Source organism: Oenococcus oeni (assembly GCF_020510245.1).
Taxonomy (GTDB): domain Bacteria; phylum Bacillota; class Bacilli; order Lactobacillales; family Lactobacillaceae; genus Oenococcus; species Oenococcus oeni.
On the sequence record NZ_CP084701.1, the window covers coordinates 960890 to 983317 of the forward strand.

Below are 22428 nucleotides of genomic sequence, written 5' to 3' on the forward strand. Positions count from 1 at the left end.
TATGGCTGCCTTTATTAATAGCAAAACCAATATCATTGACCTAAAAAACATCACCGTTCTGTTTAAAAATCAAAGAAAAGAAGTTAGAGCAGTCGATAACGTAAATTTGGCTGTAGAGCGAGGCGACATTTTCGGAATTATAGGTTATTCCGGAGCCGGCAAGAGTACTCTTGTGCGAACAATAAACTTGTTACAAAAACCGACAAATGGATCTGTAATTGTTAATGGCATCGACATTAAAAAAATAGATGAAAAAAATTTACGTGTGGTAAGGCATAAAATTGGTATGATTTTCCAACATTTTAATTTAATGAGTTCGCGTTCGGTTCTTGGCAATATCGAATATCCATTATTAGATCAAAAAATTAATCGGAAAAAACGTCAGCAACGTGCACTGGAACTATTGAAGCTGGTTGGACTTCAAGAATATGTTTCAGCATATCCCTCGCAATTGTCCGGCGGGCAGAAACAACGAGTCGCAATTGCAAGAGCTTTGGCCAATAATCCCGAGATATTAATCTCTGATGAATCTACGAGCGCTTTAGATCCAAAAACAACCGAATCTATTTTGGAACTCTTAAAGGATTTGAATAAAAAACTGAATTTAACAATTGTTCTAATTACGCACGAAATGCAGGTCATTAAAAGTATTTGTCATAACGTAGCCGTCATGGAATCAGGAAAAATAATCGAAGAAGGTAAGGTCACGGATATTTTCATTGATCCATCCAGAGAAGTTACTCAAGATTTTGTCGACACATCAACAAATGTTAAAAACGCGATTAAACGCATTATCAAGAACACTAAATTTAAAATTCCGGGCATTAATCAGGAATTGGTCTATTTAAAGTTCGTTGGTCAATCCGCAAATGAGGGAATAATTTCGAAAATAGTAAAAAAATTCAGAATTAGTTTTAACATACTTTTTGCAAATGTTGATCAAGTTGACGGTGAAGACATTGGTCATATGATAATTGCTTTTTCCGGAGAAGATTCTTTAATAAAAAAATCATTGGATGCACTTATTAAAAATGGTGTTCGAACACAAATATTAGTTAAAGGAGATACATGATATTGAGACTAATAAATCAACTAATGCCGAATGTAATTGCGATGAAAGGAGAATTTATAGAGGCAACTTTTGAGACGATCTACATGACAGTCGTTTCAGCTGTTATAGCTGGAATTTTCGGATTAGCATCGGGCGTCTGCCTTGTGATTACTGAAGAAAACGGTATAGCTGCCGACACGTTTATTTATTCGATATTGGATAAAATAATTAATTTGTTAAGATCTATTCCATTTATCATATTGCTGGCCGTGATTGCTCCGCTTACTTATTTTTTGGTTGGTACAACAGTTGGCACGACTGCATCACTGGTTCCATTAATTTTTGGTATTTTTCCATTTTATGCGAGACAGATTCAGAACGCTCTTTTGGATGTCGATCCAGGAATTATTGAATCTGCCAAATCGATGGGTTCCAGTACGATTGAAATAATTTTTCGTGTTTATCTTCGAGAAGGGCTTGCGGACATTGTTAGAGTATCAACCTTGACGATTATAAGTTTATTAGGTCTCACGACCATGGCTGGAGCAATTGGAGCCGGAGGATTGGGAGATATCGCAATTAGTATAGGCTATGCGAGGTTTGAAAACGATATTACTTTTATGGCAATGATTATTATTTTGATTATGGTTTTTATAGTTCAATTGGCTGGTGATTGGATTGCCCGAAAAGTTCAAAAATATTAATTAGTTTGAAGAGGTTTTTATGAAAAGGAATAAAAATATAAAAAGAATTTCTTGGATTACTGGAATTATTGTGATTATCATCGTTGCAATTTTCGGTATTCACTATCTTAGTTCGAAACATCAGACCGCTGTTGAAAAATCATCAACAATCACAGTCGGTTCTCAAGGTTCCGATTATGCCATTTGGCAACATATAGCCAAAAGTAACGATGCCAAGAAATTAGGGCTGAAAATTAAAGTAAAACAAATCACTGATGGAGTTCAACTCAATAAGGCTACAGCACAGGGCAGCATCGACGTTAACGCTTTTCAGTCTTGGTCATATTATTTAGCATACAATCAGGAGAATAAAAAAAATAAGCTTGCTGCGCTCGGAACCACTTATTTAGAACCGATGGGCATATATTCCGATAAATACAAGAAAATTAGCGAGATACCTGATGGTGCTACGATTGCAATTGCCAATAATCCTAGCCAAGCGGCACGCGGGCTACTATTACTTGAAAAAGCAGGTTTAATTACATTAAATAAAAATTTCGGATATTTAGGAACGATTAATGATATTAAAAGTAATCCGAAACATTTGAAATTTAAACAGATTGACGATACAACCGGACCAAGAATGCTTCATAGCGTGAGTGCTGTGCTAATTTCAAACACGGTTGCGTTAGAAGGCGGTTTGCACGTATTAACTGATTCTATTTATCATGAAGCAGTAAACCAGGGCACAAAAGACAACATTAATATACTTGCTACGGCAGCGAAAAATAAAAACAATAAAACTTATAAAAAGCTAGTTACTCTTTACCATAAGAAAAATATTCAAAAATATATTAAAAACAAATACTTTGGAACAAAGATAGAAGTTTCAAAAGATTTGTCCTATTTTAAGTAGACCACAAAATTATTAATTAGAAATTTTGGCAAAAATGTTTTGTTTTCGTGGAGGATAAAAATGACAAAAACAGCAATTATTACCGGAGCAGGACGGGGAATCGGAGAAGGAATCGCATACCGTTTGGCAGAAAATGATTATGCGATTGCAGTAGCCGATATTAATTTCGTTTCAGCCAAGAAAGTAGCAGAAAATCTTAAACAACAAGGAGCTTTGGCAAAAGCTTATCAGTTAGACGTTGCCAATCGTAATGAGGTCTTTGATTTGGTTAGCGAAGTTATAAAAGAATTTGGCGAGCTTGCTATATTCGTTAATAACGCGGGAGTCACTTTTATTGATTCTTTTGTTGATTCTAATCCGTCGGATGTCGAACGATTGTTGGATGTTAATTTAAAAGGTACCTACTGGGGCATTCAAGCAGCAGCAAAACAATTTCAAAAACAGGGTCGTGGAGGCCGAATTATTAATGCTGCTTCGCTGGCGGGAGTTGAAGCATCGGCTTTGCAAAGTGCTTACTCCGCTTCTAAATTTGCTATTAGAGGTCTTACTCAGGCTGCTGCAAAAGAATTAGCCAAAGACAAAATTACCGTCAATGCTTATGATCCTGGCGTTGTTAGAACTCCTTTACGAGATGCAATCGATCAAAAGACAGCCGCAATTAAAGGTCTATCGGTTGAAAAACAAAAAGAATCTGTGCTTAAAGAAATTGCTCTTGGTCGAGAAGCGACACCAAAGGACGTTGCAGAAGTGGTCTCTTGGTTATCATCACCATCTGCAAACTACATTACCGGTCAATCAATTTTGGTCGATGGGGGCATGCGTTATCAATAATTACCAACCAAAACGATAATATTGATGCGACAGAAAATTAGCTAAAAAATATAAATATTTCTAGTCGTGTTGAGTAACGGTTACTCAGTTGTTTCATAAGCAATTTTTATAGGTTCGACTCCTGTCACCACGTTTGTATATTAAACGCTTTGGAGAATTTGATGAGCAGAATTGAACAACACAAAATTAATAAATGGTTAGCGTTCTGGAGAGGAGGATCTTTAGAGGATACGATCATGCATTGCTGAAATTTTTTAAAATTTTAATCAATAATTGTTAAAGGAGTAGGAGACCTATGAATTCAAGTTTAACCTACCGTTCAGGAGTCAAAGATGTTTTGCCGACAGTATTTGGCTATATCGGTGTTGGTATGGCTTTTGGAATTGTTGCCGAAGCAAACCGTTTGTCAATTCTAGCCGTTTTATTTATGTCTTTACTGGTATATGCCGCTTCTGTTCAATTTCTTATTTCAGCCATGCTTTTGGCTGGCAGCCCAATTTCAACAATTGTTTTATCAGCTTTTTTAATCAATTCTAGAATCATTTTAATGGGAGCATCAATCGCGAATCATTTTAAAAAAAGTAGTTTATTACAAAATATTTTTATCGGCAGCTTATTGACGGATGAAACTTTTGCCTTAGCGATAACTAAGGTTAACAAGACCGATGGTCGTCTAACAACGGCCTGGTTTAACGCTGCAAATATAGTTGCCTATTTTATATGGGTCATTTCCACCGTCGTCGGTTGTGCACTGGGCAAAATGATTAAGAATCCACTTAAATTTGGTTTGGATTTTGCTTTAATCGCTATGTTTGTTGGTCTACTTTATTTACAAATAATCAATGATCATAGTAAGACTATTCAATTACAACTAATAGTTGTAATTTTCGTTGCGATAGCGATGTACTTTTTAATACGTTGGTTTTCCGGCAATATAGCTTTGTTGATGGCAACGATTATTGGATGCTTGTTCGGAATGGAGATCAGAAAAAAATGACATTAAAAGTTGGAGTAACGATTTTATTATGTGGTCTGGTTACCTGGTTTTCTCGTTTATTGCCATTTTTGTTTTTAAAGAAATTCAAATTGGCAACTTGGTTTATCAATTTTTTATCTTTCGTACCAATCACGATCATTTCCGCAATTCTATTCGAAAATTTATTAATTGAAAAAAATGGACAATGGCCAAACTTGAATTTTATCAATTGTTTGGCTGCAATCCCGACTTTATTAGCAGGATTTTTGAGCAAAAGGTAGATTGCAAATTTAATCCGAATTTTTGGACAAATTTGTCAGCATAACCCGATAAGGTGTTTGCCAGTCAAGTATTTTAAGTGGCCTCTGATTAATTTCGAGTAAGGTGGTTTTCAAGCCTTGAGCACTAATGTGCTCAAAATAAGTCCCTTTAGGATAAAAATAACGTAAATTCCGATTAAAGCGTTCATTACTACCACGTTCAGCTGGCGTATAAGCATGGCAGTAATAGGTCTTAATACCATATTGTGATTCAAGTGATACTAGCCCACTAAACTCAGTGCCACGGTCCACAGTAAAGCTGTGCACCGGACCATTAAAAGTGGTTAGGAACTTAGTTAGTGCTTCATTAACAGTCGCTGTCGTCCGATCTTTTAACCGGTATGCCCAAAGGAACCGTGATTTTCGATCGATTAAAGTTAATAAAACTGCCTTACTATGCCCACGAGGACCAACGACTGTATCTAGTTCAAAATCGCCGATGCGATTACGTTGATTAATCATCATGGGACGCTGTTCAATTGATCGCCCCAAAGATTGATTATATTTGGATCGTTGGTCAACGTTACGCCGTTGGCGTACGCCATGTTCAGGTAGATCATTCAAGGAGAAACCAATTCTCCCCTGATTTAGCCAATTATAAATAGATTTAGTAGCTAGTTTAAATTCGTGAGCAATCATTCCTGGTGACCAGCTTAGACGTAAATGGTTGAGAATTTTTTGCTTTAACTCATCGCTCAGCTTAGTTTTCCGACCACATCGTGATCGCTTGTATTCGGCATCTGTTTGTGCTAATTCAGCCTGATAAGGTTGACATCGAGATAATTCATAAGAAATTGTTGACGGTGATCGGTTCAGCCGAACGCCCATTTGGATATTGGACAGCCCTAGTTCACAAAAGGTTTCGATTTTAATTCGTTCGGAATAGGTTATACTAGACAAAAGATCAGCTCCTAAAAGATGGGTTTGTGGTAAACACCATTTTAAAGGAAGCTGATCTTTTTTGTCCGAACAGCGTTCGGATTAATTTTACAATCTACCTTGGGGGTTTAATTATGGTTTATTAACCGTCCTAACCACCAAAATGACTCATTTGCCTGCCAATTGACTGTTTGGGCAGTCAGCACCAACCATTTTAGTGGCGTGATTTCTCAAAATGACGTAAAACTAACTTTAAATTTAGCAAGAAGATGGTTAGATGGTATTGATAAGACAATCTTCGTTAATCATCGTTTCTATTACACATTTATCGATGCGCTTGGTTCAGGGATTCTCACTTTTTCATTAGGTTTGTTATTGTTAAAACTTACTGGTCTGGCCATTAGCTTTGGCTTTTCCATTATCATTGGCCCGCTAATTAGTCTCGCCATAGCCCCGCTTGTCGGCCACTTACTTGATACACTCCCCCATAAGCAAGTGGCCTTGCTTGGCAATTTCGGTATGTTGATCAGTGTCCTCCTCTTTTGGGGCTACAGTCTCATCGCATTTTCCCCTCATAGTATCTTTTGGACCGTTATTATCTTTAATATTTTAACCACTGCTGCCAGTCGCTTTTCCGGTCTTGCCTATATCTCATCCGTTCAAAACTTGGTTTCTAAAAACCAATGTCAACGTTTAAATGCGATCATGGGTCTCAGCTCATCAATCTCCGGAATCATCAGTGCCCCAATCGCCGGCTGGTTATTTTCAGAAGTCTCTTTCAAATTCATTATTCTTCTCCGGCTATTAACTGTGATTAGCACGCTAACTTTAACTTTAATGATCGACTTTACCCGCTACGATTCTCAACCGCACCAAATAATGACACGTACTGGTTCCTTTAAAGCCGCCTACCAGTATTTACAGCAACAACCTCGACTCTTAAAAGTGACCGTTTCGGTTTGCCTATTAAACTTCACCAGTGTGTTATTCGAGATCGGAACGCCCTTTGTAATTTTACAACGGCTACATCTAACCAGCCGTGTCAGTGGGCTGATTCAAGGGTGCTCTTCAGTGGGCATCGTTCTTGGTGGTATTGTCATCTCCATTGTCACAATTAAGCGACCATTTAGCTTTACGATCCGACTATACCAAGTCTATGCCTTGCTCTCGCTGAGCGTTGGTTTCCTATTAAATAGCCGCTTACTGCCAATTCTGGCTGTCTTAGCTACGTTTAACCTATTAGCCGGGAGCATCTCCGCCATGGCAGACGCACCTATCTTTACCACTATCCAAAAAAACGTTCCACCGGAAATTGTTGGCCATTTAATGACCTTACTATTTACACTCGTCCAAGTCTTACAGCCGGCTGGCGTTTTCCTTTACAGTGGCCTACTAGACCATTATCAGTATCCGTTAATCTTTTTGATAAATGGCCTTGTTCTGATGAGCATTGTCTTTCGTTTCTTTGGCGTTCATCGCAATTACACTTAAAAACGGTTCCTTCAGAATGCACAACGCACTGAAGGAACCGTTTTTCTTTTAATCAGAGTGAGTTGCGGATAACCGCGCACGTAACTTAGCCCGTTGTACTTTACCATTGCCATTGTGGGGAATCTCCACCACTGGGATAAAGGTTTGGGGAACCTGATAGTGGGCCAAGTGCTGCCGACCAAACGCGACTAACGCCGCCACATCAAGAGGATAGTCACTGACCACAAAGGCCACCGGCACCATTCCCCATTCAGCGTCCGACCGACCAACGACCGCAATATCGCGAACCCCTGGCGCCGATTGGTAGGCGGCCTCAATCGCATCAGGGAAGATATTTTCCCCGCCAGAAATAATCATGTCATCCAACCGGCCATCAACGTATAAGAAGCCGGCCTCATCTAAATGACCCACATCGCCGGTATGATACCAACCATCTGCCGTTAGCTTCGCCGCAAACTTCTCCGGCTGTCCTAAGTATCCGGCGGCTAACGCGGGTGTTTTTAATAGAATCTCATGCGTCTGCGGGGTCAACTGGAGTTGCGTGGTAAATAACGGTTTGCCTGATGATCCCACATGACTTGGCGCATCCGCAAAGTTTAACGCCACCACCTGAGAAGCCGTTTCGGTCATCCCATAGGATTGCACAACGGGAACCCCTTGCTGCTGACACCGCCGCAACGTGGCTTGATCAATGGGGCCACCCCCTAGCAGCATTCCTCGTAAAGCACAATAAGGTGCCGCCGTGGGGGTCTGTTGATCTAACAGCTTCTTGAGCATGAATGGCACTACCGAAATTAAGGTCACCGGTTCCGTTCGCAAGATGTGCGCAATGGCTGACGCGTCAAACTGTGGTACCAAGCGCACCGTCATCCCATAGATTAAGCCACGCATCATAATTGAAAACCCACTGATGTGAAAAATCGGTACCGTACACAGCCATTCATCGTCTGGCATCACACCTAAATTTAAGGCAGAAGCAATTGCTGAGGTATAATGATTCTCGAAGGTCTGTAGCACGCCCTTGGGTTGTCCCGTTGTCCCCGATGTATACATGATACTGGCGACCTGATGCACATCAAACGTTGCGACAAGTGGGCGGGGCGTTGCGGCCGTGGTCAATAACGTTCCAAAACGTACCGCGTTCACCCCCAACCCCTCACGCCATAAGTCATCGGCAACGAGACACGTTGCCACCGTACTGTCTTGTAATTGCCGCCTTAGTTCTGTGGTCGGTAGACGTTTGTTCAACCAGACAATCGTGTGCCTCGTCCCCAATAAGGCGAGGGCAACTTGGTAGCCGGCGAGGGAGTTATCAGTCAGCATCGCTACTCGGGGCTGCGTTAAGGCACCAACCGCCGCCAGTTGACCGGCCACTTGTGTTAAGCGCTGTGCCAGTGTCGCAAATGTCAGTGACTGATGCCCATCCGTCACCGCGATCTTTTGGGGCGCCAACTGAGCTTGCTTCGTGATCCAATTATCCACGACTGTTGCTCCTTTCTATGGAAACTTAGGGTATTGGTCGAAGTCAGGCTGCCGTTTTTCGTTAAAGGCATCGCGTCCCTCTTTCCCCTCATCGGTCGTATAAAAGAGCATCGTTGCGTCGCCGCCCAATTGTTGAAGGCCTGCTAATCAGTCCGTATCAGTATTCATAGCGGCCTTGATAAAGCGCAATGCCGTTGGTGATTTCTGCAAAATCTCGTGATACCAATCCAACGTTTCTGATTCAACCTCGGCTAGTGGCACCACTTTATTAATCCAGTTCATTTGGTAAGCCTCTTCCGCGCTATAGAAGTGATTCAAGAACCAGACTTCCTTGGCACGCTTGTGACCAATGACGCGGGCCAGATAGCCAGACCCGTAGCCTGCATCAAAACTGCCCACTTTCGGCCCCGTTTGACCAAATTGTGCATTGTCAGCCGCAATCGTTAAATCACAAACCAGTTGTAAGATGTTACCACCACCAACTGACCAGCCCTTAACCATGGCAATCACGGGCTTGGGAATTACCCGAATGAGGTGTTGCAGATCCAAGACGTTGAGCCGGGCAATATGGTCAGGACCCACATAGCCCCCGTTACCCCGCACGGTCTGATCACCACCGGAAGAAAAGGCCTTATCACCGGCCCCCGTTAAAATAATCACGCCAATGCTACTATCATCACGACAAATCGCGAAGGCCTCAATCATTTCCTGGATCGTTACCGGCGTAAACGCATTGAGCTTTTTCGGACGGTTCATGGTAATCTTAGCGACCTTATCCGCTCGTTCAAAAATAATTTCTTGGTAATCCTTAACCTGTTGCCAATTTGCTGTTGTCATGATTTCACAACCCTTTCAAAAGAGGTATTATTATGGAAAATTTATTAACCACCTTAGGCATCAAGCAATGCTTAATCACTAAGACAAAATCGATTATAGCACTCCCTGTGAGCGCTGCCATCAAACAACCCTATGGCGTCGTTCGTGGGGGCATCAATGGCGTATTAGCCGAGACCGCGGCCTCGCTAGGCGCCAATGCTAATCTCGATGCTGATCAGGTCGCCGTCGGGGTTAATTTAACCGTCCAACATCTCCAAGCTGTGACCCAGGGGGAATTAATTGCGACAGCTACACCGTTGCATATCGGGCATCACTTGCAGACCTGGCAAGTCGCCATTACAGTCGCTGACCAACTCACCAGCCAGGCCACCGTCACTCTCACAACAATGAAAAAATAATCGTTAGTTTTCAAAAAAGACTTACGTCGTGAAAAAATTTGTGGTACGCTGAGTTCTCGTGGGAAATTCAAACGAGGAGCAACACAATGCCTAGAAATTTTAAAGAAGAACTACTATTTACTGCTGTCATGGCGGGCCTGATGGTCCTAGTGATGGCTGGTTACAACATCGCCTTAGCTGATGGCTTCGGTCATCACTTCATCAGAGAAGTCTTGGTCGGCTACCCCTTGGCCTTACTGGTCGCCGCAATTTGCGATCTAGGGATCATCGGTCCCGGCGTCAAATATCTCTTTTTCCACTACATCATTAATGATTATATGAAAAAGAAACAGATTCGGATCGCCCTCACCATCTCCGTAATGATGGTGGCCGGAATGGTCACGTTAATGTCACTTTTCGGAATGGTCGTCACTCAAAACTTTGGGGGCAACGTCTTCTTGACGTATCTCCACACTTGGATTTTTAATCTCTTCATGGCGTTACCACTACAATTATTAATTGTTGGCCCAATTGCCCGTAAGATTTTATCACTCGTCCAAAAGGTGCCAGCACCCGAACGACCATTAGAAACCGAAACATCTAAAGATTAACCTAACTAAACGTCGCCGCTACCAATCAGTAGTTGCGACGTTTTTTATTTGTCGTTATCCCACGCTAACGACAAACGACCCGCGTTGCGTCTGCAACCGGGTCATTTTTGGTTTCATTACTTTTCGGTAAGTTGCAATTTCGGCCAGCGCCCATTTGGATATTGGACAGCCCTAGTTCACAAAAGGTTTCGATTTTAATTCGTTCGGAATAGGTTATACTAGACAAAAGATCAGCTCCTAAAAGATGGGTTTGTGGTAAACACCATTTTAAAGGAAGCTGATCTTTTTTGTCCGAACAGCGTTCGGATTAATTTTACAATCTACCAATTGGAAGAAGGCCCGAGCAGATAAATCGAAGACTAGGCCGTCTAGTTCCTCCGTAATAGTTGGTTTGCCGGCCAGTAATGTTGTTTGGTCACCCCAGATCAATGAAGTTTTACCAGCATTGATATTTTGCATGACCGACACGACCATTGGCAGTTTTTCAGCGATTTTCATCAATAATTGATGCTTTTTCGGTAACTTGGGTGTATTTGTGATGAAGACCAGCTGAATTTCACCAGTGGCGGCCGCTTCACGCACAACGATCGTCTTGACGATGCCAGAATTATGTTCTTCATCGTAAATCGGTACTTGGAGTTCCTCCAGCCAAGCCACGACTTGACGCATGACTGTCATTGTCGCCGGCATTTGCACCGAACAGGTCGGTAAGTCGACTAGGTCATGACTATTTTCTTTATATAAGCCAGCAGCGACGTGCCCATCAATTAAACGAACTTGAAATTGGGCTTTGTTGCGGTATTCATAAGGATTAGTCATCCCAATGGTGGGCCGAACATCATAGTGTCGATAACCAGCTGGGCAGTATTTTTCGAGTGCTTGACGAATTAAATCTTGCTTAAAGGCTAATTGGGCCGGGTAGTCGAGGTGTTCTAATTCAAAACCACCGACTTCGCCCGCATAGGCATCGCGGGGATCGACCCGGTCAGGACTAGGCTTGTGAATACTACGAATCTTATATTTATGTCGAACCAGTTAACAAAAGTTCCAAACAATGGATTAACGTGATTGCTGCCAAACCAAATTACAAGAAAAACAAAGCCAAATACGCTGCCTATAAAGAAATCATTAAAGGCTATCACCAAAAGAAAGTTAAGCAGTTAATCAAAAAATATTCTGATAATACTTCAATGGCAGCTTGGAATCTAAAACTGAAGTGAAGTTGAAAAGATTTATGGGATCTTACCTTTTTTTGAAGGAAGCCAGTCTTTAATCATCGTCACTCATAATATGGGATTGGTAAAATTAATCGCCGACAGGATCGTTTTTCTTGAAGACGGAAAAGTTTTATTTGATGATTCTACTAAAATTTTCTTTAATAGGCCCGATAAATTAATTGCTGATTTTCTTGTCGTCTATGAACTTTGGCTGTCAAAAATACAAAAAATAAACAAATATTTTTATAAAAGATGATCTTCAATCAATTTAAAGCAAGAGAATTTTGCCTCATTATTTTTCCTTGACAAGACTGTCTATCCAATCAAAAAGATCAATTAAGTCGTAATCTCCGCTGTGGGGTTTTGCCCAAGGCATAAAGAAGTCAATGTCCAAATTCATATTTTGCAATGTGGTGGCTAAAATGATTGGAACAGCAAAAGAGGTATCGCGATCCGCTGCACCATGACGAATACGCCAATGCTTGGCAATCAAACTGTTTGACTGATTGTTTAAATAATTAAGTGGATTAATCGCTGTAACAAGCTCCGGATCCGCTTTTTTTGCGGTTTTCTCACTATATTTTTGTCCTATTTCAGTAAAATGTTTTGCTTTGATTTTTATATCACCAAATAAATCATTTTCTGGGTTATTTAATCCTAAATCATCAAATGCAGGAACTTTTTTCATTCTTGTTATATAACGCAAATAGGCTTTCCATTTTAGCGAAACAACTTTGCCATTTCGAATATCGAGAAAATTCGGATTATTCAGTTCGTTTCCTTTTTCAATTTCTGTTTGAGCCGACTTGATTAAGAATTTTTTGGTTAAATCCAAGAAATTACCTTCGCCAATTTTATTCAACGTCAGATAATCTCCGTCCGGATTTCTTAAACGTAGAGAATTCAAATATTCAATAAATTGATTCTTTAATTTTGATGATAATTGTTTTTCAAGTTCGTTAAGTTGCCCATTTAAAGGACTAAACTCGGCTTTGCCATTTTTTATATCAATTTTTTGCGTATGCCAGTCGTTAATACCGTTGAACTGCCATTCATAGGCAGCATCAGCATTCTCAAGATTATGAATCGGACAATAGGCCGATACGGCAAATATATTATCCGAACTGTCAGCCGCACCGATTTCATCCAATTCTTTTTCAAAAAAAACATTATTCCCGGATGCACCAATTAGAGCTGATATCGCTCCACCGGCACTTGTTCCGTTGGTGATAATTTTATTAACGTCACCTGGAAAATTGTCTTTATTAAATTTAATGTATCTGATTGCTGCTTTCATATCAATGATGAATGCAGGTGCTTTTCCAATAAATTCTCCTTTTTCATTTGTTAAAGTTCGACCTCTTAGCCCGGCGGAGACAACAACATAACCTCTAGATAAAGCTTTAACCATCGTGGAGGAGTTATATAATATTTTTTTGTTTCCTGGAAAAGTCCGCGGCCCGGGAAAATAGCCACCAACGGTATTTGGCATAAAAATCGGGGCAGTATTTAGTCCATAATCATTAATGATTTCGTTTTTATAATATCCGAGTGGAACAAAGACATTCATTTTTTGAATAGAATGAACTGGTTTGGAAACGTAATCAATGTCCTAAAATGCACGATATTTAACAGTTGATACTCCATCCTTAATAGATTCTTCCGTATATTTATTATTATCAAATGACAGAGATAGATTCATTTAAGACTCCTTTTTAAGGTTTTATATCGTGGCTGCATAAAAAATTATTTACCGTAATTTTAAATAATTTAAATTAAAAATACTTTAAATTTTAAAATTTGATTTAATTTAAAAATTTGCAGAAGAATATTTCTTAAGCAGATTAATTTGTATAAAAAATATTTATAATGTTGTTAAAATCCTGTTTTAGCAGGAGATTATAAAACTGACCCTAGTTTAATAAAAATAATTCTGATGAGGTAGGGGACGATAATGAAAGATTTTTTTGGCATTTTAGGTGGCATGGGAACAATGGCAACGGAAAACTTTGTTCGTACATTGGATCGTTTGACCGAAACTCATAGCGACCAGAATTTTCTGAATTATTTAGTATTTAATCATGCTTGTATTCCCGATCGAACAGCATATATTTTCGATCGGACTAAAGATAATCCATTACCTTTTCTTAAAGAAGATATTCAACAGTTAAATTCTTTGTCGGCTGATTTTGTTGTCATTACTTGTAATACAGCTCATTATTTTTTGCCCGAATTAACGGCAATTGCAAAAATGCCTATTTTAAATATGCCATCCTTGGCGGTTCAAGCTTGTAAAAAACGAACAGCGGGAACTTTAAAAATTAGTATCTTGGCAACAGACGGTACAATCGCTTCCGGACTATACCAAGAAAAAATTTCGGCGCAATCCGATCAAGCGATTATTCCTGATAAAGAATTGCAAATACAGGTCATGAAATTTATTTATCAGGATATAAAGCAGAATAATCGAATTGAGGCAGATAAATATCATCACTTAGTAGAGAAACTTTTAATCAAACAAAAATGCGATTATGTAATTTTGGGATGTACAGAGTTTTCTGTTGCACAAGAACGTGAACCTTATATATCCGATCGCGTGATTGATGCGCAGCAAGTTCTTGCGAACACCGCCGTAAGTATGGCAAAAAATTCATAAAATAATTTAGTACGTATATTCTCAATTTCCGTTAAAAAATACAATCTGTTTTTTGGAATAAAAGTTGTTTTTTTTGAAAAATCGAACACATTGTTCATACTCTCTAAATTTAAATACCGTTAACCACATGTTATTATATTCACATAAAAAGAGGTATTGATAATGAAAACATTGCAGGACTCAATTATATTTCGACATGGCGCCAAGATTAAGGGAAGAATTGTTCAACCACCAATGTTGACAAACAGTGGGAATGATGGTTACGTCACGCAAGACACCCTCGATTATTACGCTGCACGTTCCCAATCAGCCGGAATGATAATTGTTGAATATACTACTGTGAGTGAAAATGGCGGCCCCTCACGTTCTTGGGCAAGAGATCGTGAACAGTTGACAATTTATGATGATAAATTCAAACCGGGAATGGCCAAGTTGGCAACTGTTATCAAAAAAATGGGAATAAAGCTTTATTACAATTGGTCCATACCGGTCGAGAAGCTAATTATCTCGCTCAACTGGGTCAGCCGGTTTATGCACCAAGTGCGATAGATTTCAGTTTCCTTGACTATGATGTTCACGAATTGAGCGACACACAGATCAAAAAAATCATTGAAGATTTTGGTTCCGCAACAAAAAGAGCAATCGATTGTGGGTTTGATGGTGTTGAAATTCATGGAGCAAATCACTACCTTATTCAGCAATTTTTCTCAAAATGGTCTAACAAACGAAATGATTTTTGGGGTGGCTCCTTGGAAAAACGAATGAATTTCGCCAAAGCAGTTACGGACAAGGTCTTCAAAACCGCAAAAAAATATGCACCGAAAGATTTTATTATTGGCTACAGAATATCACCCGAAGAAATTCATGATACGGTTGGTTATACTTGGCACGAATCCACGCAATTAATCAAAACGTTGACGAGTGAATTTGACTTTGATTATATTCATCTGTCACTGCCCGAATACAATTCAAAACCAAACGATTCGGATAAAAGTTTCGCAGAATTATTTCAACCAGCTCTCGGAGACGCTATCAAGGAAATTATTGTCGGTAATATTATGAATGAATCTGACGCTGAAGACGCAATCCGATATGCTGATTTAGTTGCCGTTGGACGTGCTACGCTGATCGACCCACAATTTGGTTTGAAAATTCAAGAGGGTCGCGGAAATGAAATTATCGAAAAAATTTCTCCTGAACAAGTCAAAAAATCGCACCTGACACCTGGCTTGATCAACATATTCTCCGATCCTAAGATGGAACCACATTTATCGGGGAGAGAGTCGATTTATGACCTTCATCAAAAGGGAACGCTTGATGAATCAGTAATTAAAAACGGAACCGGTGCCTCTTATAATCTTGATAATTTTAAAAAATAATTAAAAATGCCAGTGATTTTCCTTAAAAAAGCTGGCTTTTTAACATTCTTTGATTTGTGCATCAACATGTTTGATGAATTCCTGTGTATAACGATGTGTATAACGACTGGTAGTATATTTGGGATTTGTAAGCCAACCAAGATAGAATCGATCATCTATTAAATTGCTAATGTCTAAGCTCGGCAGTTTTTGCAAAGGTTCATACGAAGAGTAGCTTGTTTGCCAATCGCGAACTAGTGCAACGGCATTTGCCTTTTTGATAGTCGTATACATTGCCCAACCGTCATCAGTTTTGATTACTGTTTTGAGTGGACCACAAAGATATTGAAGGTGCTCAAAAATGCGATCATTGTAGGGATCATTAAAAAGAGCAAATCTTTGTTTTTGAAGATCTTCAATATTAATTTTTTGTTTTTTAACAAGCTGATTATCTGGAGAAAGGAACAACTTCAGGTGCCCAACATGAACTGGCTTAAATTCCAAACCATGAATTTCCGCTTTATTCGAATCGTTGATAGCGATAAATCCTAAATTTATTCGATGACTACGAATTCCATCAATAATCTGGGTTACAGTCTCTTGAGAAATTTCCATGTTAAATTTTGTCGGCACATCTTGATACATTGCCAAATACTCGTTGAGGAATGGTTTCAACATCGTATTAGCATAAGCAACACGTACCGTTTCGATCTGTCCAGATTTCCCAAGATTATGAGCTTTTTTAGTTAGAGAAACGCCTTGGGATAGCATCTGCTTAATTAATGGTAACAATTCTTTTCCTTGAGCTGTGAGTTTGGATCCATAACGGGTGCGCTTAAACAACTTGACTCCCAGTTCATTTTCTAATTGGGAAATTGATTGACTAAGACCAGATTTACTAATGTGCAGAAGGTCGGCGGTTTCTTGGAGAGTTTGATGATTAGCTAATTCTACGGCGTAAAGGAGCTGTTCGAAAGTCATTAGTATTTTCCTCAGATATCTTTTCTGCACCATTGGAAAGCATAATGATAATAATTATTCGAGAGTAAATATTCGGGAGCGACGCTTGGGCTCCAGGAATCGTCTCCGCCAACTCCCATACGATAGCCATCAATCGACAGCCAGACACCATTTTCTGCTTGTAAAAGATTTCGATGTGAAATCCTGGCTAATTGCTGCTTACTAAAACGACTCAAATTGAAAGAAAAGTTTTGCTCATGATACGCTGAAATTTTTTGCTTGCCAAATTCCAATTGACTAACTTGACCACGTGAACCGTTTTCACTTGGAAATATATAAGGCGTGTAAAGATCATCCAATTCCATTTGCCAATGGCCGTATTGAGCCGCCGATTGACGATCGGGATAATTTTCAAATGGGCCCAGTCCCGTGTATGAAACATCAGTTATTTGGTCAGCTAAGTGACAAGTTAAACCTATTCTTGCAGGGAACGGAATTCCCTGAGCCAGTGAAACATCGACTGTAACGGTCATCGTCCCGTTAGCATCAATTCGATAAATTTTCGAACTCTTGAAAAGAATCTGGAAATGATTTGAATAACTGTGTTCTGTTCGAATAAGAACAGCTCGTTCGAGTTGTTCGGCATCAATTGAAACAAGATTGGTTTTTAGATTATACATTCCTGCGGATTTCCAACGTTCATACCATGCATTTGGATCGATATGGTCGACTTTACTAACACCAATGTCGTTATCAAGCGGTGCACGTGTAAATTGATCACGTAACGCGTCCAATAAATTCTCATTGCCTGATTTGGACCAACTCACTAACAAACCGGAATTTTTAGCAAACTGCCACTTTTGATCGTCCAATTTGATTTCAAAAGTGTTGGTATCTTTGTTTTCGATTAAAGAAATCTTATTCGTTGCTGCCGTGACGGCGTTAGTTGGCCCAAACTTTTTTGCTAAAACATATTGTTCACTGGCAATTTTAAAGCCGCTTGGAGCCCAAGAGTTTCCCTTGATAAGAGAGATATCTATATCAAGCAAAGAACTGGTCGAAGATCGACCCTTCGGTAATTTTATTAATAAAGATTCACCGGGATTAAGCACTAGATCAATATATTTATCAATAACGATTTCGTTTTCGCTTTTAATCTGGTAATGTAATCGTTCATTACTGCTCTTTTTAAAAGAATAATCATTGGTGACAGTGAAACTTTCAGCCTGTCCAAGTGGGTTTCGCTGCAAATTAAACAAATAATATTGTTGCCAATATTTGACTTCATGCATCGCCGGCTTCGGTGTTCGATCGGGAAAAAGCAAACCGTCCAAACAGAATTGACGATCATTTGGTTGATCTTTAAAGTCGCCTCCATAGGCATAAAAGTCATTACCGTTTACATCTTTCTTCAAAAGTCCCTGGTCGACCCAATCCCAAATAAAACCTCCCTGTAATCGTGGATACTTATGAAAGGCTTGCCAATATTTGCCGAAGCCACCCAAACTGTTGCCCATATCGTGGGCATATTCGCAAAGAATTAGCGAGCGCGTTTCTCCGGGAAGACCAATCCACTTCTTTAAAGACCATTTTGAATTAACTGATTCTATTTGATCTTGCTCAACACGAGCATACATTGGAACAATAATGTCAGTAACTGCTGTATTGGCGCCGCCTCCTTCATATTGTACCGGCCGACTCAGATCACTTTGTTTGATCCAGTTGTATAAAGCGGCATGGTTGCGGCCGTATCCGGATTCATTGCCTAAAGACCAAATTATAATTGATGGATGATTGCGATCGCGTGTAACCATTCTCGTCACACGATCCGACATTAAAGGCAAGTACACCGGATCATTTGTCAAACGATTCATTGGCACCATTCCGTGGGTCTCGATATTCGCTTCGTCGACAACATAAAGGCCATACTGATCACAAAGTTCATACCATCGACGATTATTAGGATAATGCGAGCATCTGACAGCATTAAAGTTATTTCGCTTCATGGCCTTAATGTCCTGAATCATGGTCTCTTCATCGACGGCATAACCTTTCTTGGAATCAAATTCGTGTTTATTGGTTCCTCTAATCAACAAAGGCTTTCCATTTAGTTTTAAGAGGCCATTTTTGATCTCAACTTTTCGGACACCGATATTTACTTTTTCAACTTGTAGTATATCACCGTCATCTGTAAGCAATTCGATGACAAGCTGATAAAGATAAGGGAGTTCGGCCGACCACAAATATGGATCTTTTAAATTTAATTCGGCAATAAATTGGTTGTCTAAAGGCCCCCGTTCGTCAACTGCCCTTGTTGACAATCTGCTGCTTTGGTCGGCAACTTTTTCATTGGCAAAATATAGTCGGGTTCGTAATTTGTTCTGTGAAAAATTTTTGCCGGCAACTTGTGCTTTGATTGTAATTTTTGCTTGATCAAGATCATCGTCTAAATCGGTTTGAAGCTGATAGTCCTGCAAATATGTTGCCGGCAGATGTTTAACTTCGACATCGCGGAAAATTCCCGACATCCGCCACATGTCCTGATCTTCAAAGTAACTGCCTTTGCTCCAGCGGAGAACCATCACTGAAATTCGATTTTTACCTGATTTTAAATATTTTGTTAAATCGAATTCGGCTGGTAAACGACTATCTTCCGAGTAACCGATCCATTGGCCATTCAACCACAGATGAAAAGCTGAACCCACACCATTAAAAATTACATGATTTTGGCCTGATTGAAGCCAGTCATCATTTAGTTGGAAAATACGACTGTAACAAGCCGTTGGATTTTCCTCTGGCAAATAAGGTGGATTAGCTGGAAAAGGGTAGGCAACATTCGAGTAAATCGGTTGATCGTAACCATGCAATTGCCAATTCGATGGCACCGGCATTATGTTGCTTTTTGTTAAATCTCGATCTGCCCAATTTTCAGGAACATCGGTAACTTTAGAAAAATAACTGAAACACCAATTTCCATTAAGAGACTGGATCGTTTTTTGCTTGTCCTCATTAAGGCTTTTAGAGTAATTCATTTCGGTATGGATCGGTAAACGATGCCAGTTGGTTATAACAGGGTTTTCCCAATCTTTTCTATTGATGATGTCCCGGAAAGAAATTTTATTAGTCATTAAGCTGCCTCGATCCTAAATGTGTATATTAAAATCGTAAGCGCTCACATGATAAAAATCAAACCTCAATTACTAAAACAAGTGAACAAAGTTTTTAATGACTAAAAAATGAAATCGTTTACATTAAATTATGAAAAGTGATACAGTACTTATATTTAAAATATTTTTTAAAAAGGAGCTTAATAATATGAGTGAAAGATTAAAAAATAAAGTTGTAATCATCACCGGTGCTGCTTCTGGTATGGGAAAAGCAATTGCTGAATTGTTTGCCCGTCAAGGAGCAAAAATAATCGCTGGTGATCTAAATGAGGATGGTGTCAAGTCGGTTGTAGAAAAAATTAAACAAGCTGGTGGGGAAGCCATCGCAGTCAAAGCTAACGTTGCTAATCAGGCTGATATTGATAATTTATTTAGTAGTGCTGAAAATAGTTTTCATGGTTTGGATATTCTCGTAAACAATGCCGGAATCATGGATAATATGGAACCAGTTGCCAATGTTACAGACTCAGATCAGAATGGGAGCGCGTTTTCTCAGTGAATACTGTCAGTGTTATGCGCACAAGTCGAATCGCGGTTAAACTTTTTTTGCCAAAAAAGCATGGGGTTATTTTAAATATTGCTTCAGTTGGCGGTATCCAAGGAGCTCGGGCTGGAGCCGCTTATACAGCTTCGAAGCACGCCGTGGTCGGATTAACTAAAAATACTGCGTATATGTACGAAAAAGAAGGTATTCGTTGTAACGCAATTGCACCCGGAGGAATAAACACCAATATTTCTTCAAGTATGACGAATATTGATAAATTTGGTATGTAACGTCAGCAAACCGGAATGACAACCATGCCTGAACCGGGAAGCGCTGAAGATATTGCCAATGCCGCTTTGTTTTTGGTTTCCGATGAGGCAGCTTATGTAAACGGAGCTGTTTTACCGGTTGATGGTGCTTGTACAGCTTACTAATTGTTGAAAATAAAAATCTTTTTAATAATGAAATTTCAAAAAGTACCTCAAAAAAATTATTTTTGGGGTTATTTTTTTGCATTTTAGCAATTATTTTAATTATTGCTTATATTTTTATATCTCGTGATAATATTTACACTACATTTTAATTGCAAAGGGGATATTAAAATATGAATTCATCATCAGTAGTAAAAGCAGTTGAAGCGTTGAAGAAAGGAAAACTAATTATTGTTGTCAACAATAGCGATCGTGAAAATGAAGGCGATCTATTAGGCTTAGGGGCTAAAATGACTCCTGAAAATATGAATTTTATGGTGACCAATGCCAGAGGATTGGTTTGCGTACCAATAACTTCAGCACTTGCTAAACGTTTAGGGCTGAAGGCAATGGTTGAAAAAAATACAGAGACTAATAAAACAGCTTTTACCATTTCGCTTGATGGTACAAATGAAATAGGTGGAATTACAACTGGTGTTTCCGCCTATGATCGCACAGCTACAATTAATAAATTAAGCGATCCGAATTGTGAAGCCAGGGATTTTGTCCATCCCGGACATATGTTTCCATTAATAGCTAAAGATGGAGGCGTTTTGGAACGCAATGGGCATACCGAAGCAGCAGTCGATTTGGCTAAATTATGCGGAGTTACTCCAGTTGGCACGATTGTTGAAGTATTACGACCGGATGGACACATGGCTAGAAGAGATTATTTATCGCAAATGTCTAATGAATATCAACTGCCAATGCTATCAATCGATGAACTATCAGAATTCATTCGTGAAAATGGTTTAGATCCGATTGATTTATGATCTTATATAAATAAATCGATAGTGTTGTTTGGACATTACGAACAATAAGAATTTTTAAAAATATAAACATAGAATCCTAATAATGACTTAATTTTTTGACACTACTAGAATTTTTGAATAATAAAAATCCTTTTGGATCAAAACTTTCATGTTTAGTCAATTTTAGTCAATCTCAAATTATATTCAGAATACATTAATACAAACGGTAACCAAAGTATTTTTATGGCTTAATGTTAAAAGACATTTGAAGCAAAAAAATATGTTGAATTCCACTCACAAATATCAATGAAGAGAATCATTAAGATAAAGATCCTTAATCATGAAGTAGAACCTAACTTGTTGTTTTTTAGAACTTAGGTTCTATTTTTGTTTGTCTGGAAAATCTTCAGGAAGATAAAATAAGCTTTTTTAATTTTAGTTAACATAATATATATTATTCAAAGCTATTGATATTCAGCATAAATATTTGATTTTGCTTATGACCTATTTTTTAAATTAGATAAAATTAAATCCCGGCTGCTTGCTGTTAATAAAATAAGTCTTGTAAATATCCATATTTTGGAAATCAGAGAAGATATCGACGGTATCCTGCAACTTACTTTCATACATGAAAAAGATCTCCTTCAAGCCGAAAAAGTATTGTCCGCAGGTAACTACGTCACGTTAAGAAACAATTGAAAATATCGTCTCTTGAATTAAGGCATTAAAAGCGGTCTATTTAAAATATTTTTAACTCTAAAATCAACAATCTTCGTTAACTCATCAAAAAATATGATTTATTTTTTGAAAAACGCTTGACATTTATCCAGCACAGTTTTAGAGTTACAAACTATTAGAAATAAATGAGAACAGACATTGATGAGGAAAAGTAATTTATTACTGGGAATTA

18 protein-coding genes, 5 pseudogenes and 1 other annotated feature (1 of these 24 running past the window's edge) are annotated in these 22428 nt (G+C 38.9%); of the genes and pseudogenes, 15 read left to right on the plus strand and 8 right to left on the minus strand.

Features of this window, described 5'->3' with window-relative positions:
* The first annotated feature begins 1 nt into the window (after window position 1).
* The 6 genes from J3U91_RS05070 (at window position 2) to J3U91_RS05095 (ending at window position 4738) form a co-directional block, all read left to right on the plus strand.
* Window positions 2–1072 (plus strand): methionine ABC transporter ATP-binding protein, encoded by a 1071-nt coding sequence (locus tag J3U91_RS05070; RefSeq protein WP_002818858.1) that lies wholly within the window; start codon window positions 2–4, stop codon window positions 1070–1072.
* Window positions 1069–1755: a methionine ABC transporter permease gene (locus J3U91_RS05075; RefSeq protein WP_002822504.1), complete on the plus strand. Its 687-nt coding sequence runs from the start codon at window positions 1069–1071 to the stop codon at window positions 1753–1755. The genes J3U91_RS05070 and J3U91_RS05075 overlap by 4 nt, the downstream gene beginning before the upstream one ends.
* A 19-nt stretch (window positions 1756–1774) precedes the next feature.
* A complete protein-coding gene (locus tag J3U91_RS05080; protein ID WP_002818855.1) occupies window positions 1775–2650 on the plus strand; it encodes a MetQ/NlpA family ABC transporter substrate-binding protein in 876 nt (291 codons plus the stop codon).
* Between the two features lie 60 nt (window positions 2651–2710).
* Entirely contained in the window at window positions 2711–3481 is a 771-nt protein-coding gene (locus J3U91_RS05085; RefSeq protein ID WP_002818854.1) for an acetoin reductase, read from the plus strand.
* Window positions 3482–3776: 295 nt separating this feature from the next.
* Entirely contained in the window at window positions 3777–4478 is a 702-nt protein-coding gene (locus J3U91_RS05090; RefSeq protein ID WP_002818853.1) for an AzlC family ABC transporter permease, read from the plus strand.
* Window positions 4475–4738, plus strand: coding sequence for an AzlD domain-containing protein (locus tag J3U91_RS05095; protein ID WP_002820127.1), 264 nt, complete (start codon window positions 4475–4477; stop codon window positions 4736–4738). Before J3U91_RS05090 ends, J3U91_RS05095 begins: the two co-directional genes overlap by 4 nt.
* 9 nt (window positions 4739–4747) lie before the next feature.
* On the opposite strand, the gene J3U91_RS05100 is transcribed toward J3U91_RS05095, so the two are convergent.
* The gene (locus J3U91_RS05100) at window positions 4748–5677 is read right to left on the minus strand and encodes an IS30-like element ISLpl1 family transposase (protein ID WP_071418214.1); all 930 of its coding nucleotides are present in this window, start codon (window positions 5675–5677) and stop codon (window positions 4748–4750) included.
* A gap of 201 nt (window positions 5678–5878) precedes the next feature.
* Here J3U91_RS05100 and J3U91_RS05105 point away from each other — a divergent pair, with 201 nt between their 5' ends.
* A complete protein-coding gene (locus J3U91_RS05105; protein ID WP_226490001.1) occupies window positions 5879–7147 on the plus strand; it encodes an MFS transporter in 1269 nt (422 codons plus the stop codon).
* 48 nt (window positions 7148–7195) lie between these two features.
* On the opposite strand, the gene J3U91_RS05110 is transcribed toward J3U91_RS05105, so the two are convergent.
* Complete coding sequence (locus J3U91_RS05110) at window positions 7196–8629, minus strand: o-succinylbenzoate--CoA ligase (RefSeq protein WP_002818845.1); 1434 nt, start codon at window positions 8627–8629, stop codon at window positions 7196–7198.
* Between the two features lie 15 nt (window positions 8630–8644).
* Window positions 8645–9466: pseudogene (menB, locus tag J3U91_RS05115) on the minus strand (1,4-dihydroxy-2-naphthoyl-CoA synthase).
* Between the two features lie 32 nt (window positions 9467–9498).
* Between menB and J3U91_RS05120 the strand changes: the two are divergent.
* Entirely contained in the window at window positions 9499–9864 is a 366-nt protein-coding gene (locus J3U91_RS05120) for a PaaI family thioesterase (protein ID WP_002818841.1), read from the plus strand.
* Window positions 9865–9950: 86 nt separating this feature from the next.
* Window positions 9951–10454 (plus strand): DUF2798 domain-containing protein, encoded by a 504-nt coding sequence (locus tag J3U91_RS05125; protein ID WP_002818840.1) that lies wholly within the window; start codon window positions 9951–9953, stop codon window positions 10452–10454.
* A 136-nt stretch (window positions 10455–10590) separates the two neighbouring features.
* Here J3U91_RS05125 and J3U91_RS09995 read toward each other — a convergent pair.
* A pseudogene (locus tag J3U91_RS09995) lies at window positions 10591–10680 on the minus strand (IS30 family transposase); the annotation flags it as partial.
* A 53-nt stretch (window positions 10681–10733) separates the two neighbouring features.
* Window positions 10734–11471, minus strand: a pseudogene (gene rlmD, locus J3U91_RS05135) (23S rRNA (uracil(1939)-C(5))-methyltransferase RlmD); the annotation flags it as partial.
* A 47-nt stretch (window positions 11472–11518) separates the two neighbouring features.
* Here rlmD and J3U91_RS05140 point away from each other — a divergent pair.
* Window positions 11519–11674 (plus strand): hypothetical protein, encoded by a 156-nt coding sequence (locus tag J3U91_RS05140; RefSeq protein WP_002820405.1) that lies wholly within the window; start codon window positions 11519–11521, stop codon window positions 11672–11674.
* A 289-nt stretch (window positions 11675–11963) separates the two neighbouring features.
* Here the strand turns inward: J3U91_RS05140 and J3U91_RS05145 are convergent, their stop codons facing one another.
* Window positions 11964–13241, minus strand: a complete 1278-nt coding sequence (locus J3U91_RS05145; RefSeq protein WP_002820407.1) for a subtype B tannase — start codon at window positions 13239–13241, stop codon at window positions 11964–11966.
* A gap of 384 nt (window positions 13242–13625) precedes the next feature.
* Here J3U91_RS05145 and J3U91_RS05150 point away from each other — a divergent pair, with 384 nt between their 5' ends.
* On the plus strand, window positions 13626–14327 hold the full coding sequence (locus J3U91_RS05150) for an aspartate/glutamate racemase family protein (RefSeq protein WP_002820408.1): 702 nt from the start codon (window positions 13626–13628) through the stop codon (window positions 14325–14327).
* Window positions 14328–14489: 162 nt separating this feature from the next.
* Window positions 14490–15706, plus strand: a pseudogene (locus J3U91_RS05155) (oxidoreductase).
* Between the two features lie 39 nt (window positions 15707–15745).
* On the opposite strand, the gene J3U91_RS05160 reads toward J3U91_RS05155, so the two are convergent.
* Together J3U91_RS05160 and J3U91_RS05165 are read right to left on the minus strand one after the other, a co-directional pair.
* On the minus strand, window positions 15746–16666 hold the full coding sequence (locus J3U91_RS05160) for a LysR family transcriptional regulator (RefSeq protein WP_002816423.1): 921 nt from the start codon (window positions 16664–16666) through the stop codon (window positions 15746–15748).
* 11 nt (window positions 16667–16677) lie between these two features.
* Window positions 16678–19773, minus strand: a complete 3096-nt coding sequence (locus tag J3U91_RS05165) for a beta-galactosidase (RefSeq protein ID WP_002820417.1) — start codon at window positions 19771–19773, stop codon at window positions 16678–16680.
* Between the two features lie 187 nt (window positions 19774–19960).
* Here J3U91_RS05165 and J3U91_RS10035 point away from each other — a divergent pair, with 187 nt between their 5' ends.
* The 3 genes and pseudogenes from J3U91_RS10035 to ribB all read left to right on the plus strand — a co-directional run bounded on the left by J3U91_RS10035 (window position 19961) and on the right by ribB (window position 21539).
* The gene (locus tag J3U91_RS10035; protein WP_004269280.1) at window positions 19961–20311 is read left to right on the plus strand and encodes an SDR family NAD(P)-dependent oxidoreductase; all 351 of its coding nucleotides are present in this window, start codon (window positions 19961–19963) and stop codon (window positions 20309–20311) included.
* 14 nt (window positions 20312–20325) lie between these two features.
* A pseudogene (locus J3U91_RS10040) lies at window positions 20326–20730 on the plus strand (SDR family oxidoreductase).
* 170 nt (window positions 20731–20900) lie between these two features.
* Complete coding sequence (ribB, locus tag J3U91_RS05175) at window positions 20901–21539, plus strand: 3,4-dihydroxy-2-butanone-4-phosphate synthase (RefSeq protein ID WP_002816426.1); 639 nt, start codon at window positions 20901–20903, stop codon at window positions 21537–21539.
* An 846-nt stretch (window positions 21540–22385) separates the two neighbouring features.
* Window positions 22386–22428: a binding site (T-box leader), on the plus strand (it continues 206 nt past the right edge of the window).

Bases quoted from the DNA above. Each gene is read 5' to 3' on its own strand.
- J3U91_RS05070 (WP_002818858.1), top strand. From the start codon at position 2: ATGGCTGCCTTTATTAATAGCAAAACCAATATCATTGACCTAAAAAAC.
- J3U91_RS05075 (WP_002822504.1), top strand. From the start codon at position 1,069: ATGATATTGAGACTAATAAATCAACTAATGCCGAATGTAATTGCGATG.
- J3U91_RS05080 (WP_002818855.1), top strand. From the start codon at position 1,775: ATGAAAAGGAATAAAAATATAAAAAGAATTTCTTGGATTACTGGAATT.
- J3U91_RS05085 (WP_002818854.1), top strand. From the start codon at position 2,711: ATGACAAAAACAGCAATTATTACCGGAGCAGGACGGGGAATCGGAGAA.
- J3U91_RS05090 (WP_002818853.1), top strand. From the start codon at position 3,777: ATGAATTCAAGTTTAACCTACCGTTCAGGAGTCAAAGATGTTTTGCCG.
- J3U91_RS05095 (WP_002820127.1), top strand. From the start codon at position 4,475: ATGACATTAAAAGTTGGAGTAACGATTTTATTATGTGGTCTGGTTACC.
- J3U91_RS05120 (WP_002818841.1), top strand. From the start codon at position 9,499: ATGGAAAATTTATTAACCACCTTAGGCATCAAGCAATGCTTAATCACT.
- J3U91_RS05125 (WP_002818840.1), top strand. From the start codon at position 9,951: ATGCCTAGAAATTTTAAAGAAGAACTACTATTTACTGCTGTCATGGCG.
- J3U91_RS05145 (WP_002820407.1), bottom strand. From the start codon at position 13,241: ATGAATGTCTTTGTTCCACTCGGATATTATAAAAACGAAATCATTAAT.
- J3U91_RS05150 (WP_002820408.1), top strand. From the start codon at position 13,626: ATGAAAGATTTTTTTGGCATTTTAGGTGGCATGGGAACAATGGCAACG.
- J3U91_RS05160 (WP_002816423.1), bottom strand. From the start codon at position 16,666: ATGACTTTCGAACAGCTCCTTTACGCCGTAGAATTAGCTAATCATCAA.
- J3U91_RS05165 (WP_002820417.1), bottom strand. From the start codon at position 19,773: ATGACTAATAAAATTTCTTTCCGGGACATCATCAATAGAAAAGATTGG.
- J3U91_RS10035 (WP_004269280.1), top strand. From the start codon at position 19,961: ATGAGTGAAAGATTAAAAAATAAAGTTGTAATCATCACCGGTGCTGCT.
- ribB (WP_002816426.1), top strand. From the start codon at position 20,901: ATGAATTCATCATCAGTAGTAAAAGCAGTTGAAGCGTTGAAGAAAGGA.